Annotated in this window: 10 protein-coding genes; 4 read left to right on the plus strand and 6 right to left on the minus strand. The window is 70.2% G+C overall.

Annotated features, from left to right (window positions below):
- Positions 1-145: 145 nt before the first annotated feature.
- Both N7L95_RS27360 and N7L95_RS27365 read left to right on the plus strand, forming a co-directional pair.
- A complete protein-coding gene (locus tag N7L95_RS27360) occupies positions 146-4,261 on the plus strand; it encodes an RHS repeat-associated core domain-containing protein (RefSeq protein WP_301260798.1) in 4,116 nt (1,371 codons plus the stop codon).
- 14 nt (positions 4,262-4,275) lie between these two features.
- Positions 4,276-4,599 (plus strand): hypothetical protein, encoded by a 324-nt coding sequence (locus N7L95_RS27365; protein ID WP_301260799.1) that lies wholly within the window; start codon positions 4,276-4,278, stop codon positions 4,597-4,599.
- 40 nt (positions 4,600-4,639) lie between these two features.
- Here N7L95_RS27365 and N7L95_RS27370 read toward each other — a convergent pair whose 3' ends face one another.
- Positions 4,640-4,981 carry a hypothetical protein gene (locus N7L95_RS27370; RefSeq protein WP_301260800.1) on the minus strand — a complete coding sequence of 114 codons (342 nt, stop codon included), beginning with the start codon at positions 4,979-4,981 and terminating at the stop codon, positions 4,640-4,642.
- Positions 4,982-5,261: 280 nt separating this feature from the next.
- The gene (locus N7L95_RS27375) at positions 5,262-6,038 is read right to left on the minus strand and encodes a PEP-CTERM sorting domain-containing protein (protein ID WP_301260801.1); all 777 of its coding nucleotides are present in this window, start codon (positions 6,036-6,038) and stop codon (positions 5,262-5,264) included.
- 228 nt (positions 6,039-6,266) lie between these two features.
- Here N7L95_RS27375 and N7L95_RS27380 point away from each other — a divergent pair, with 228 nt between their 5' ends.
- On the plus strand, positions 6,267-6,428 hold the full coding sequence (locus N7L95_RS27380) for a hypothetical protein (RefSeq protein ID WP_301260802.1): 162 nt from the start codon (positions 6,267-6,269) through the stop codon (positions 6,426-6,428).
- Between the two features lie 596 nt (positions 6,429-7,024).
- Here the strand turns inward: N7L95_RS27380 and treF are convergent.
- Positions 7,025-8,863 carry an alpha,alpha-trehalase TreF gene (gene treF / locus N7L95_RS27385; protein ID WP_301260803.1) on the minus strand — a complete coding sequence of 613 codons (1,839 nt, stop codon included), beginning with the start codon at positions 8,861-8,863 and terminating at the stop codon, positions 7,025-7,027.
- A gap of 461 nt (positions 8,864-9,324) precedes the next feature.
- On the opposite strand from treF, the gene N7L95_RS27390 reads away from it, so the two are divergent.
- Positions 9,325-10,398 carry an MBL fold metallo-hydrolase gene (locus tag N7L95_RS27390; RefSeq protein ID WP_301260804.1) on the plus strand — a complete coding sequence of 358 codons (1,074 nt, stop codon included), beginning with the start codon at positions 9,325-9,327 and terminating at the stop codon, positions 10,396-10,398.
- On the opposite strand, the gene N7L95_RS27395 is transcribed toward N7L95_RS27390, so the two are convergent.
- The 3 genes from N7L95_RS27395 to N7L95_RS27405 all read right to left on the minus strand — a co-directional run bounded on the left by N7L95_RS27395 (position 10,395) and on the right by N7L95_RS27405 (position 13,714).
- A complete protein-coding gene (locus N7L95_RS27395) occupies positions 10,395-11,408 on the minus strand; it encodes a HEAT repeat domain-containing protein (protein WP_301260805.1) in 1,014 nt (337 codons plus the stop codon). The genes N7L95_RS27390 and N7L95_RS27395 overlap by 4 nt on opposite strands.
- A gap of 80 nt (positions 11,409-11,488) precedes the next feature.
- Positions 11,489-12,220, minus strand: coding sequence for a C40 family peptidase (locus N7L95_RS27400; protein ID WP_301260806.1), 732 nt, complete (start codon positions 12,218-12,220; stop codon positions 11,489-11,491).
- Positions 12,221-12,643: 423 nt separating this feature from the next.
- Positions 12,644-13,714, minus strand: coding sequence for a beta/gamma crystallin-related protein (locus N7L95_RS27405; RefSeq protein ID WP_301260807.1), 1,071 nt, complete (start codon positions 13,712-13,714; stop codon positions 12,644-12,646).
- Positions 13,715-13,770 lie beyond the last annotated feature (56 nt).

Consider the following 13,770-nt stretch of genomic DNA (forward strand, 5'->3'; position numbering starts at 1 on the left):
CAGGTGACCTCGCCGGCTGATTGCCAGGCCGCGGCTTCCCTGCAACTTTGGGGATGCCAGGGGCGTGTCCCCCGCCTAGCATCGAAGCACGGTCAATCGCCCGCATCGCCACTGGCGGGCCGGCGGAAAAGGAGGGCCCTGCAGCATGATGCCGGCGGCCAAACATGGCGATCCGCAAATGGGCGTCGACGTGCACCTTTGCGTGGTACCGCCTTCGCCCTCGCCGGTGCCGCTGCCGACGCCGCACCTGTCGGTGGTCTTCGACCCCTTCGACTACCTGCCCTTCATCGGCGCCACCGTGTCGGTGTTCGGCATGAAGCGGGCGACGGCCGGCACCGGCGCCATCGTCGTCCACATCCCGCCGGGCTTTCCCTTTGCGCCAATCTTGCCGGAGAAGGACGATGAGCTGTTCATGGGCAGCTCGACCGTGCTGGCCGACGGCGACCCGTTCTCCTACCTGGCCCTGCCGGTGCTGGGCTGCCAGGTGGCCGGCATGCCGAGTCCGCCGCGGCCCAAGAAGCGGCGCGTGCCGATGCCGACGCTGCTGCCCACCACCTTCAACCTCGCGATTCCCACCACGGTGAAGGTGGGCGGCCCGCCGACGGTTTCATTGATGGGCCTGGCCTTCAAGGGGCTGTTTGCCGGACTGGGCAAGCTGGCGAAGTCGAAGTTCGGCAAGGCGCTGGGCGACCGCTTCAGCAAGTTCCGGCAGAAGGTGTTCAAGAACATGGACCCCGGCTTCCTGAAGTGCAAGGTGTTGCGGGCCGAGCCGGTGAACATCCTGAGCGGCGAGGTGGTGGTCGAGCAGGCCGACTTCCGGCTGCCGGGCGCGATCGCGATCGAATGGGTGCGCAGTTACGGCTCCAACAGCCGCCACCCGGGCAGTTGCGGCCACGGCTGGGAGACGCCGGCCGACTCGCGGCTGGAGATCGATTGCGCCGACGGCAGTGCGATGTTCCGGCATCCCGGCGAGGGCCCGGCCCTCTTTCCGGTGCTGCCGGGCGCCGCCGGCGAGGCGGGCGCCGTGCTGGAGCTGATGGACGGGGCGCGGCTGAGCGACCACGGCGACGAGTTCCGCGTGCGCACCAAGGGCGGGCTGGTCTACCGATTTCCCAAGCAGCGGCAGGTGGTGTCGACGGACGGCCTGTGCGTGTTGCCGCTCGGGCGCATCGAGGATGGCTGCGGGAACTGGCTGGACTTCCAGCGTGCGGGTAACCGGCTGCGCTGCCTGCGCGACTCGGGCGGCCGGCACTTGATGTTCGACCATCACGACGGGCGAATCTGCCGCATCCGGCTCTCGGTGCCCGAGACCGGGTTCAGCCACACGCTGGTGAGCTATGAGCACGACGCCAGCGGCGACCTGGTGGCGGTGCATGACGCGCTCGGCCAGCCCTATCGCTTCGCCTACCAGGCACACCGCCTGGTGCGGCACACCAACCGCAACGGCCTGTCCTTTCACTACGAGTACGACCGCAGCCAGGACGACTGGCGGGCGGTGCACGCCTGGGGCGACGGCGGGCTGTATGACTACCGGTTCACGTACTGGACGCCGACGCGCGAGACGCGCATCACCGACTCCCTGGGCCATGTATGGACCGTGCAGTGCGACTCGCGCGGTTTGCCGGTGCTGGAGATCGACCCCCTGGGCGGACGCACGCTGTTCGAATACGACGAAGCCGGGCGCACCACCGCAATGGTGAACCCCGCCAACCACCGCACCGAATACGTCTACGACCCGCGCGGCAACTTGCGCCGGCTGGTGCGGCTGGACGGCAGCGTGCTCAGCCTGGAGGTGGACGAGCACGACAAGGTGACGGCCACCACCGACCCGCAGGGCGCCACCTGGCGGCAGGTGTGGGACTCGCGGGGCCGGCTGCTGCAGCGCATCAGCCCGCTTGGCGCGGTGACGGTCTACGAGCATGACGAGCGGGGGCAACTCGTCGCGGTGACCGATCCCTGTGGCGGGCGGACCGGCTTCACGCACGATGGGCATGGCCATCTCACCGCCGTCGTGGACGCGCTCGGGCAGGCGACGCGCTTCAGGCGTGACGAATTGGGCCGGGTGCTCGAGCGCACCGATGCGCTGGGCCGCACCACCGGCTACTGCTACGACGCCAAGGGCCGCCTGGTGGAGGTTCACACCGCCGGCGGCGGGCGCATCCGCTGCCGGTATGACGCCGAGGACAACCTCACCGACCATGAAGACGACACTGGCGCTTGCAGCCACTTCGACTACATCGGGCTCGGGCAGATCAGCCGGTGGCGCTCGCCGGACGGGCAGGCGGTGCACTACCACTACGACAGCGAAGAGCAGCTGGTTGGCGTGACCAACCCTCGCGGCGAGACCCACCACCTGCGCCGCGACGCGCTGGGTCGGGTGGTGGAGGAAGTGGATGGCTGGGGCCAGTCGACCCGTTTCGCCTTCGACGCCGCCGGCCGCTTGCTGCGGCGGGTGGATGCCGAAGGGCGGACGGTGGACTATCGCACCGACCCGCTCGGCCGCATTCGCTGCAAGACCTTGCCGCATCCCGACCGGCCCGGGGAGGTGGTTGAGGAGAGCTACGATTTCGATGCCAACGGCCGGCTGGTGGCCTGCGCCAATGAGCACGGCCGGGTGACGCGCCGCTTTGATGCCGAGGGCCGGCTGGTCGAGGAATGCGTCGGCGGCGTGACGGTGTTCAACCGCTACGACGCGGCGGGCCGCCGGCTCTGCCGTGAAAGCAGCACCGGCCATACCGTCTCCTATGCCTGGGACCCGGTTGGCCGCTGCACGTCCATCGGCATGGACGCCGCCGCACCCGTCCTCATCGAGCGGGATGCGGCTGGCCAGGTCCTGCAAGAGACGCTCGCGCCGGGCTTGCTGCGGCACCACCGCCATGACGGCGAGGGGCGGCGCATCGCCCTGGGCGTCAGTCACGATGGCGATCGGCTGTTCGACGCCCAGTATCGCTACGACACGGCGGGTCGACTGATCCGACGCAGCGACAGCCAGCTGGGCACGGACGCCTATCGCTACGACTCGCTGGGCCAGGTGTGCGAGCACCTGGACCCGCTCGGCCACCTGCAGCGGTTCGTGCACGATGCGGCCGGCGACAGGATGGCCTTCCGGGTCGTCGCGCCTGCCGAGGTGGAGGCCGCCTGGCACGGCCCCGCCGAGGGGCGCGGGCCGGACGGATGGAGGCGCGAGGGGGGCTGCGACGGCATCACCTATCGCTTCGACCGCGCCGGCCACCTGGTCGAGCGGCAGGCACCGCCGCCTCAGCCAGGCGGCCCGGCCGGGAGCACCGTGGTGCTCTGCTGGGATGCCAACGGGCGGCTGGTGCGCAGCGAGAAAGCGGGGCGGGTCACCCGCTACGGCTATGACCCGCTGGGGCGCCGCCTCTTCAAGGACACCGCTGGCCAGCGCACCTGCTTTGCCTGGGACGGCAACGCGCTGCTGGCCGAGTGGCCGGCAGGCGCGGTGGCCACGACGTCCGACCGGCCGGCTGCCTCCATCCCGCCGCCGCGGGAGCCGCCCACAGCGGCCGAAGGCGGAGGCCGCGGGCCGGCACCTCGCGAGTACGTCTACTACCCCGACACCTTCGTGCCGCTGGCTCTGTGGGAGGCGGGTGAACGCTACTTCTTCCACAACGAAGCCAATGGCGCACCGAGCCGCTTGACCCGCGGCGACGGCCGGTTGGTGTGGGCGGCGCGGTACCGGGCGTGGGGGCGTGCACAGGTGGTGTGCCAGGCGCTCGTCAACCCGCTGCGCTTGCAGGGGCAGTACGAAGACGAGGAATCCGGCTTGCACTACAACCGGCATCGCTACTACGACGCCGACGCCGGCCTGTTCGTGTCGCGCGATCCGCTGGGCTGGGCGGTGAACACCAACCCCTATCGCTTCGCCGCGAACACGCTCACCTGGATGGACCCGCTGGGCCTGGCGGCCTGCTCGCTGGACGATGCCAGGCGGCTGGCGCAGGGCGTGCCGGACGAGTTGAAGCAGGTGTTCAAGTGCAAGGAATTCGCCGAGAGCCTGAAGGCGGCGATGCAGCGGGAGGGGCTGCATGCCGAAGAGATCATCCTCAAGTCGGACACCGGCATGATATGGTCCGACGCAGCAGGCAAGGTGATATCGACCAACGGCGATCACGTGGGCATCAAGGTGGGCGACCAGGTGTTCGACAATCTCAACCCGCAAGGCAAGCACATCGACGCCTGGATGGATGACCTGGGGGTGGGCTTTCCCGGCATGCGGCCGCCGCGCACCGCGCCTTTCTAGCGCCAGGGGATGGCATGAACACGATAGAACTGATCCAGACCATCGCGCGACGCCCGGGCATGTACGTCGACCCCGCGTCGGTGGACAGCATCTACGGCTTCATCCAGGGCTTTCACTTTGCGCGCAGCCTGCATGGCGGGCTCGACGCCCGGGACCACTGGTTCGCCGAGCAGTTCCATCCCTGGTTGCAGCATCGGCACAACCTGGCGCCGATGGCGACCTGGCGGGACCAGGTGGCCCGCTTGGCCGAGATGCGGCAGGCCGCACCCTGGTCCACCTTCATCGAGGAATTCGACCGCTTCCTGCGCGAGGGCGGGGAGCCGGCCGCTCGGGCGTGAGCCCGGCGGGCGGCCGGGACGGCGCCTGTCGCTCCTGTCCTCAGGGCAGGAAGTGCAGCTTCTTGATGAAATGCACCCGCTCGTCCGGGCCCTCGCCGGCGACCCGGTCGCGGTTGGGTTCCTCGGCATAGCGCAGCACCACCTTGCGGCCCTTGAGCCGTGCCTTCAGGCGGTAAGACTCGGTGCGCACGTCCTCGTCGAACCAGTCGCCGCACTGCTGGTCGCAGTAGGCCACGACCCTTTCGGCACCTTGCCCCTGCACGATGAGCTGCAGATCGTCGGTGCCGCCGCCGTCCACCAGCGTGCCGGCGAGCGTGGCGGCCGTGGCAAGGTGAGGAAGCAGGCAGCACGCGAGTGACCAGAGGATGCGGGGCAGGTGCATGGCAAGAGGGGCGGGTTGGAGGACCGGCGCTGTGCAGCAAATGCGAAGGGCCGATGGCCGGCCCCGCTCATCGCCGCCGTTGTCAGTGTGGAGGCTGCTGTGGCAGCGGCAGCGGCGATATTGTGGCATCCCCGCAGCCGGCCCCTCACGCGGGTCCGCGGCAGCAACGTCCGGTGGGCCCGACGCCCGCTGCCGGGCTGACCGGCTGCGCGAGGCGCTTCCCAGCACTGCCCGCAGGAGCACCGGGGCGGCGTGGTGGCGCGTCCACCGGGGAGCGGCCTCAAGTGGCCTGCAAGGCGCGGCGCTTGATCCCGCGCCAGCCGATCACCGCCACGCCGGCCATCGTCAAAAGCACCGTGGACGGCTCCGGCACCGGCGCATAGACATGGCTGCCCATGGCCGTCACGGACTGGATCACACCGCTGGTGCCGACCGATTGCAGCTGCCCGAAGCTGAAGCCGACCGATTTCTCCAGCGGACTGCCCAACTTGCCGTAGTCCGCATTGACGGGAATCAGCACAAAGCTGGTGGTGCTGGTGACGAACACGAATCCCGTCAGCTTGGTGCTTTGATAGTCGTGCTGGACGTTGTGGTCCACGATGCTCGGGAAGTCGGGGACCGGCACGGTGAAGAGGCCGCCATAGGAGCCGCTGCTGACCACCGATGCCAGGTCGAGGCCGATGATGTTCCCCGTGCTCCCGTTGCTCAGCGCAGCGGTCCACGGCGCGAGGTAGTCGTGCGCGCTGGCCGCGCCGCCCACCAGGAGCAGGGCGGCGGCGGCCGCCCGGTGCAGCCAGGCGAAGAGCCCGGCTCGTCGCCGTGGGGCCGCGCCGGGCACGCGGGCAGAAGGCGATCGGTTGTCGAAGGGGCGCTGCATGAAGGCTGGAATCACGTGCATCTCCTTGATTGAGGATGGGGAGGCATGGCGGCGCCATGTCCAACCGGCGGCTGCCTCCCTTGGCCGGGCAGCGGCAGTTGCCGAACCCCGGCCGTCGCGCTGGAACGTCGCCGGTGCGCCGGCCGGCGCGACAGCGCGAGCGTAGGTCGGCGGCTGCATGCCTGCCCCCCTGGCTTGAGGGAGCGCGTAAGCCCGGATGGCGGCGGCCGCTGCTTTGCGCTTGGTGAGCGGTGGCTGGTGGCCGCGGGCAGTGCCTCGGTGCGGCGGCTGTCGATGACAGGCCCCTCGCGACACCGGCGCCCGATGTGGATGGCGGGCCGCACTTCATGCTCACTTCACCCGGGCTGCCTAGAGTCCTTGCATCGCATCGCATCTCCTCCACACGCCGTGATCTCTTCCTCCGACCTTCCTCGCCAGCTCGAGAACCCCCGCATTGCCGGTGCCTATGCGCTGCTGGCCTTGCTGCTGCTGGTCGCTGCCTTCTATCGCCTGTTGGTGGTCGGTGCGCTCAAGGCGCTGGTCGCCCCGTCATGGAAGGCGCGGCAATGAGCGGCCGGCCCTTGCACCCAGGCAGGCTTGTGGCGCGGTGGCCGGCCCGCCTCGGCCGCACCGGCGCCGCAGCAGCCGGGCGCCGCTTGCAGCGGGCTGCGCAGCGCCGTAGCGCGTGCCTTCCCGAAAGGCAGCGGCCCGGCGGCGCCTGCACGGGCGTGGAACGCCGGGGGCGGCTGGCCCGGTCGGCAGTCGCCGCCTGGCCGGCCCCGGCGCTGCGCTCGTTTCGCTGCAGAGGCCGGACAGCGCGCGGCCGCCGGCGCGAGCGCCGGCCAGTGCTGCGCAGCGTGGGGGGCCGCCGGCCCGCAAAGCGAGTTGCTCGTGCCGTGCAGCCATGGCCCCGGCGCCGACCTCACTCCCCCCGGACAGTGCAAGTGCGCTGAAGCGCTCGCGATGCTGACCGCGTCGCAAGCAGGCGGCCCTCGTCACCGCCAACCCGGTATCGGCAACCGCCGTCCGGCGGGTGCCTCGTGCGCCCGAGGCCCAACCCGCGGTACGGCCGGCTGTGGCGCGGCGGGGGCGGGTCGGGCGACAGCCATCCGGAGTGCTGCTTTCGTGACGGTGGGTGAGGGGCCGGCGGTTGGCGTGCGACCGGATCAGTCACACGCTGCGGCGGCTGTCTCGTCCTGCCCGCGGGCGGCCGGCGTTGCGCGGCAGCCCGCGCGCTGGGGCGAGGAGCCACGGTCCCGCGACGAGCGCAGTGCGTCGGGATAAAGGGCCAGCAGCCGCGCCATCACGCCGTTGGTCCAGCCAAAGCCGTCCTGCCCCGGGTACTCGCCGCCGCCGCCCGGCCGTTGGGCTTCCACATCGTATTTCTCCATCAGCTTGCCGGTGTCCCGGTAGACCCGGTCCACCGACTGCATCCAGCGGGTCGCCAGCTCGCGTGCCAGCGGCGCATGGCCGTTCTGCCGCAATCCGGAGATGGCCATCCATTGCAGCGGCGACCAGCCGTTGGGGGCGTCCCATTGCTGGCCGCTGTCGACGCGGGTCGTCGCCAGGCCATAGGGGCGCATCAGCTGGCCCTGTACCGCCCGGGCCACCCCGTCAGCCTGGGGGCGGCTGGCGATGCCGACGAACAAGGGCAGCACCGTGGCCGCCGTGAGTGCCACCTGGCGTTGACCTGAGCGCCACTGGTAGTCCACGTAGAAGCCGCGCTCGCCGTCCCAGAGATAGCGGTCGATCGCGGCATGCCGGCGCAGCGCGAGCGTGCGGTAGTGGCGGGTGCATGCCGCGTCCCGGGCCCACCGGCAGCCTTCGCTGATGGCCGTTTCCAGGCCGTACATCAGGCTGTTCAGGTCCACCGGGATCAGCGAGGTCGTCTGGATGGTGGCCAGCGTGCGCCCGTCGGCGAACCAGCGGCTGGAGTAGTCCCAGCCGCTTTCGGCACCGGCGCGGAGGTCGCGGTAGACCTCGTCCTTGGGCCGTGGGCTGGCCGCAGCGGTTTCGACGTCTTCACGGTAGGACTCGTCACGGGGCGTGGCGCGGTCGTCCCAGTACCGGTTCAGCACGGCGCCATCGGGCATCACGACGACGCGACGGTGGGCCTGCCCGGGGGCGAGCCGGTCGGCGCCGTCCATCCAGAACGCATGCTCGCGCTTGAGCTGGCCGAGGTAGCGCGCATAGGACTGGGCGCGCTGGTCCGCCGCGGCCGGGGTGTCGCTCTCTTCGTCCGCCCGGCCGAGCAGGCCCACCATGCGGTGGAAGAAGGGTGGCTGGGATCGGCTCAGGTAATAGCTGCGGGCCCCGTTGGGCACATGGCCCCAACTGTCGATCTGCGAGGCGAAGTTGTCGACCAGTCCCTGCGCCAGGTCGCGCCGCCCGTCCTGCAACAGGCCCAGCATGGTGAAGTACGAATCCCAGTAGTAGATCTCGCGGAAGCGGCCGCCCGGCACCACATAGGGCGCCGGCAGGGGCAACAGCGAGCCGCCCGGGTCGGGCCGCGGAACCGCGGGGCGTGCCAGCGCGGCCCACAGCTCGGTGATGTGCTTGTCGATCGGCGGGCGCTGGTTCCGGCCGCCGTCGCCCGGCGGTGTGGCGGGCTCCGGTGGCAGCGTGAAGTTCTCCTGCACGAAGGCCTTCAGCGAAAAGCCCGGCCGGCTGCGCTGGGCTTCGTAGTCCCGCAGGATGTCGGCCGGGGCGCGGCGTGCCACCGCATCGGCGAAGGTCTTGCTGTCGGGGAACAGGCGGGCCATCTGCACGTCGACGAACAGCGCGCCGTACTGCTGCGACGGCGAGAGCGGCGGGTCGGCACGGCCGCCTTCTTGCGCGGTGGCCTCGCCGCCCAGCAGGGCAAGGCTGAGGCAGGCGGCAAACAGGCCGCGCAAGCGCCGCGGCGGCCGGCCGCGGTCGGCGGCATGGCACGGGGCGGTTCGGCTGCGGCCAGTGTCGAGCTGGATGAACGGAAGCGAAGCGGTGACAGGTGAATGGACGGTCATGGGAGCCCCTTCGGATTGGCCTGCGGAGCATTGAGCAACTGCTGCGCCTGCAGTCCTTCCGCGGCCGGATTCCGGGAGGCCAGTCCGGTGCTGTCGCCCGGCGCGGCGGTGCCACGTCGGCGGCCCTGCAGCGCCGCTGAGGCGGGCGGCTCCCGCGGGCTGCCGCGCTTGCAGCAGCTGCGCCGCGATCGGTGCGGGCCTCATGCCGCCTCATGCCGGGCAGGGCCAGGTGGCCCTGGGCCCGCGCGCCGGCACGCGGCCGAGGTGCATCGGCCGACAGAAGACCACCATGGCCCCAGCGCAGCGGCCCTTTAAACAGCCCTTAAACCGGGCGCTGCATGATCGAGACACCGCTGGCCGCCCTTCCGGGCGGCCGCGGCCGAAAGGGCTCGACCTTGCCGCGCGACCTCCCGTTTTCACCTTCCCTCCGGCGGCTTGTGCTGGCCGGCATCCTGATCACCATGGCCTGTCTTTCATTTTCGGCATGCGACAGCCTGCCGGCTTCCTTCGAGTCGCCGCAGCACCGCGGCGGACGTTTTCACAATGCCGAGCCGGGCCAGCCGCCGGGGTGGGCCACATCGCTCGCCATCCTGTGGCGGCTCGCGTTCGACAAGCCGGCCGACACGGTGCCGCCCGAAGCGGTGCCAGTGCAGGCGCTGAGCGCCGCCCAGCTCGAGAGGGCACCTGACGGCACGCTGTACCGCCTCGGGCATTCCACGCTGCTGATGAAGCTGGCCGGCCGCTACTGGCTGACCGACCCGGTGTTCTCGCGCCGTGCCTCGCCACTGCAGTGGGCGGGTCCCGAACGGTTCCATGCACCCCCCATCGACATCGAGCAGCTGCCGCCGATCGAGGCGGTGGTTCTCTCGCACGACCACTACGACCATCTCGACCATGCTGCCATCCTCCAGCTGGCGCCCAAGGTGCGCCGCTTCATCACGCCGCTGGGCGTGGGGGACCGCCTGGTGGCCTGGGGCGTCGAGCCCGGTCGGGTGACGCAGCTCGACTGGTGGGGCTCGGTCGAGGTGGCGGGCGTGCGGCTGGTCGCCACGCCGGCGCAGCATTTCTCGGGGCGCGGGCTGCAGGACCGCAACCGCACGCTGTGGGCGTCCTGGGTGTTCCTGAGCCCGGACCTGCGCCTGTTCTTCAGTGGCGACACCGGCTACCACGCCGGCTTTCGCACCATCGGCGAGCGCTACGGTCCCTTTGATCTGACCCTGCTCGAAACCGGCGCCTACGATCGCCAATGGCCCGATGTGCACATGCAGCCGCACGAAACCCTGCGTGCCCACCAGGACTTGCAGGGCCGATGGCTGCTGCCCGTGCACAACGGCACCTTCGACCTGGCCCTGCATGCCTGGGACGAGCCGCTGGAGCGCATCGTCACACTGGCCGAGGCCCAGGGCATTGGCGTGCTGACGCCGATGATGGGCGAAGCGGTGTCGATGCACCGGCCGCAGCCCACCACGGCCTGGTGGCGTGCGCTGCGGCGGGCCCCTGCGCCCGCGGCCGGTGGAGCGGCGGGCCGCGGCTAGCGGGTGGCCGCCAGCTGCTGCTGTTGCAGCGGTGCCAGGCGCGCGGCTTCATCGGTGGTGAGCCGGAACGACTGCAGCGCGCTCATCGCCTCGGCCCGCACCTGCGGGTCGGCCTGTGGGTTGAAGCTCAGCTCCAGCAGCTGGGCCTTGGCCTCGGCCGAACGGATGCCGGCATCCACGGTGGCGCCGATGGCCGCGATCTGCACTGAGGGGTCGGTGTCCGACACCGCCTGGCGGAGGATGGGCTCGACCGAGCTGCTGCGATCGGCCAGCACCAGGGTGGTGACGCTCTCGCGCCGCAGCTGGGGATCGGTGCTGCCCACGTATTGCCGCAGTTGCTGCAGCACCGCCTCGTCGGCATGCAGGGGATCGAGCCCGCCAGCATCGCGCAGCGCGGCCAGCGCCTGGGCCACCACCTCCGGGCTGCCCTCGGTCAGCACCGCCTGGCGTGCCGCCGCGGCGACCGCCTTGGGCGGATCGGGCAGGGACGATAGCAGCTCGAAGGCCTCGCGCCTGGCCTTCAGGTCGGGGCTGCGCAGCAGCGATTCGGCGGAGCGCTCCAGCAGGGCAGGCCGGGCCTGCGCGAGTGTGACGGCCAGGAACTCGCGCAGCTCCGGATCGCTGCCGTTCTGCATCATCTGCGCCAGCATCGCGGCAGCGAACCTGCCGTCGCGCTGCACGCGCCGGATCAGCTCGTCCGGGTTCATCGCTTGCAGTGCGCGCCATCCGGATTCGCTGGTGGGCGCAGCGCCGCTGGACGCAGCGAGCGTCCCATCCGGGACGGCGGTGGCCGCCGGTGCAGCGCCCTGCAGTGATCGGCCTGGCTGGGTAGCATCGCTGGAAGTGGACGCATCGGCGGCTGCCAGTTGGGTGGCCGGCACCGGGGCCACCGGCGCCTGTTGGCGGCCGATGGACAGGCCCAGCACCACGCCGGCGCAGCCACTGATGACGGCCGTCGAGGCGAAGGCCAGCCAGTGTCCCGACCTTGTGCGTTGATAGAGGATGCCCATGTTGTCCTCATCGTTCGAGGGAGGAGGGAAGGCGGCCCTGCGTGGGGCCGCCGTCAGCGGGTCACATCAAGCGCCCAGTATCACTTGATCTTCTTGTAGCGGTAAGGCTTCGCGGCATGGCTGCCCACCTTGAAGTTGATCGAGCGCTTGTGCTTGGTGGCACCGACACCACCGCGCTGCTCCAGCGTATGGAACACGGTGTGGGCCTTGTTGGCCCAGCCATCAAAGATGACCACGTGGCCGTTGGCGCCAGCCGTGCCCGCACCCAGCGTCCCCACCACGTCGCCCTTCTTCAAGCTGCTCCAGTTGATGCGCTTCACGTACTTGGGCAGCGTCACGGTGTTCGGGCTTTCGGGCAGGTGCAGGGCCATGGCGACGAAGCCGGAACAGTCGGTGCGGTAGCGCCTGCCTTGCGGGTCCCGGTAGTACTTGGACATGCTGTACGGCACGTGCTTGTTGATCCAGTACATCGCGCGGCTGCGTACCTCGGAGCGGCTGATCGGCCCGCCCACCTTCGACGCGGCAAGAGCCTCGGCGACGGGCGAATCGGACGGCTCGGCCAGCAGCTCTGCGCTGCTGGCATTAACAGTCAGGTCCTGTGCCTGCACCGCGGCCGGGGTCAGCAGCGCACCTGAGGCGCTCAATGCCGCGATGGCCAGGGCGCGCATGACGCCATATCGGTTCATGAAGCTCATCGGATTCTCGTCCTTCGGAATGGTGGTGGAAGAGCCGCAAGCGGTCGCGGATGCGGCCGTTGCCATCGATGGAATACGTACAGCCTTCATTGCGGGGAACCTCCTTGTGGTTGCCAAAGACAGTTCCTGTGCAGCGCTCTGTGGTCCAGGACTTCACGCAGCCGAGCGGCCGGACGTGAACTGCAGCCCATGTGACGGGGTCGTGCACAGGGAGTTGCTGCTCTTCGCCGGGGTCCTATACCGATTGGCGAAGCAGCGAGGCAAGCCTAGAGGATCGGGTCCCGGATGGGTACTACGGCGTCCCGTAGTGCGGCCAAGAGATCAATGGCGGTTCAGGCCGAGGTCGCGGCCAGGGCCAGGCGGTGGCCGTCGAATCCGCTGTGAATGGACTCGCTTGCGGCTGTTGCTGCAGCACGTCGGTGCCTACCCTGCAGCGATGACAATGAGCCACGGCAAGTCATCAACGCTGACAGGCGCATGAGGCGAGCGCCACTCACATGAGCGACACCGGGCAGGCAGCCCATGGCAGCCGGGCAGCACTCAGAGGCGCGGTTCACCCTGGCCGTTCACCAGCAATGTCGGCCCGGGCGGCAGGGTGCTTTGCACCTGGTGCGGAACACCTTCGAAGCGGTAGCTCACCTCGTAGTACTCGGGCTCCTGGCGCGGGGGCGCCGTAGTGCAGCGGGTGGTTGGCGGCTCATCGTCACGCGCGATGCGGGAGCCGATGACGGCCCCTGCCACCGCTCCCCCGGCGGTGGCGAGATCGCGGCCGCTGCCGTCGCCCACCTGGTGGCCCAGGATGCCGCCGATCAACCCGCCCACCACGGCGCCGGCAAGACGCGAAGGGCGGGATGGCGAGCGCTCCACCCAGCAGCGCTCCTCAGGGCGGGCATAGACCGCACGCACCGAATCCACCGGCACCTGCACCAGCACCTCGGAGGGCCGGCGACGCCAGTCGTAGACGGGCAAGGGGGCGGGACGGGCACGGTCGTCGTCAAAGGTGTGGTGGCGCTGCAGCCGGCGCACCGACGAGAGGCGGTCGTTCAGGCCCATGGCGGCCAGGTCCGGGTAGCGGCCCGGGGCCAGCAGGACACATCGGCCGCTGAAGTTCACATCGTCGCAGGCCTCCCAGCGGCCTTCGAACACCATCACCGAGGAGGCCCGGTCGTTCTGTCCTTGCCGGCGGAAGTCGCGCACCTGCGACGAAACGCCGAAGCGTCGTCCATGGAAGCCCCGGTCCTCGAAGAACACGATGTCGCTGCCTGCTCCAGGCGGGTAGGGTGGCGGCGCGGCCCGGCGCCGCACCGGGCGGGCGGACGACAGGCGGTCGTCCATGCCCATCGCATCCAGGTCCGGGTAGTGGCCAGGGGCCAGCACGACGCAGCGGCTGCGGAACGCGGTCTCCTTGCAGACCTGCCAGGGCTCGTCCTGCACCACCAGCGACGATGCGCGGTCGTTCAGGCCGAAGGCGCGGAAGTCGGGAGCTGCCTCGCTGACGACGGCTTGCGTGCCGCGAAACCCGTCGCGGCTGTATACCGTGAGGGTGGCCGATGCGTGTCCGATGGACAAGAGCGAAGCGATGGCCAGCGCACGTGGAAGAAGGGCGGACATGGGACTCCTGAGTGTTGTGATGCCAGTGCGGCCGGAAGGTCGGCAGCACCTGTGGT

The organism is Eleftheria terrae (assembly GCF_030419005.1).
In the GTDB taxonomy this organism is placed as follows: Bacteria; Pseudomonadota; Gammaproteobacteria; order Burkholderiales; family Burkholderiaceae_C; genus Caldimonas; species Caldimonas terrae.

Coding starts and splice junctions, on each gene's coding strand:
- N7L95_RS27360 (WP_301260798.1), top strand. CDS start 146: ATGATGCCGGCGGCCAAACATGGCGATCCGCAAATGGGCGTCGACGTG.
- N7L95_RS27365 (WP_301260799.1), top strand. CDS start 4,276: ATGAACACGATAGAACTGATCCAGACCATCGCGCGACGCCCGGGCATG.
- N7L95_RS27370 (WP_301260800.1), bottom strand. CDS start 4,981: ATGCACCTGCCCCGCATCCTCTGGTCACTCGCGTGCTGCCTGCTTCCT.
- N7L95_RS27375 (WP_301260801.1), bottom strand. CDS start 6,038: ATGCAGCCGCCGACCTACGCTCGCGCTGTCGCGCCGGCCGGCGCACCG.
- treF (WP_301260803.1), bottom strand. CDS start 8,863: ATGACCGTCCATTCACCTGTCACCGCTTCGCTTCCGTTCATCCAGCTC.
- N7L95_RS27390 (WP_301260804.1), top strand. CDS start 9,325: ATGGCCTGTCTTTCATTTTCGGCATGCGACAGCCTGCCGGCTTCCTTC.
- N7L95_RS27395 (WP_301260805.1), bottom strand. CDS start 11,408: ATGGGCATCCTCTATCAACGCACAAGGTCGGGACACTGGCTGGCCTTC.
- N7L95_RS27405 (WP_301260807.1), bottom strand. CDS start 13,714: ATGTCCGCCCTTCTTCCACGTGCGCTGGCCATCGCTTCGCTCTTGTCC.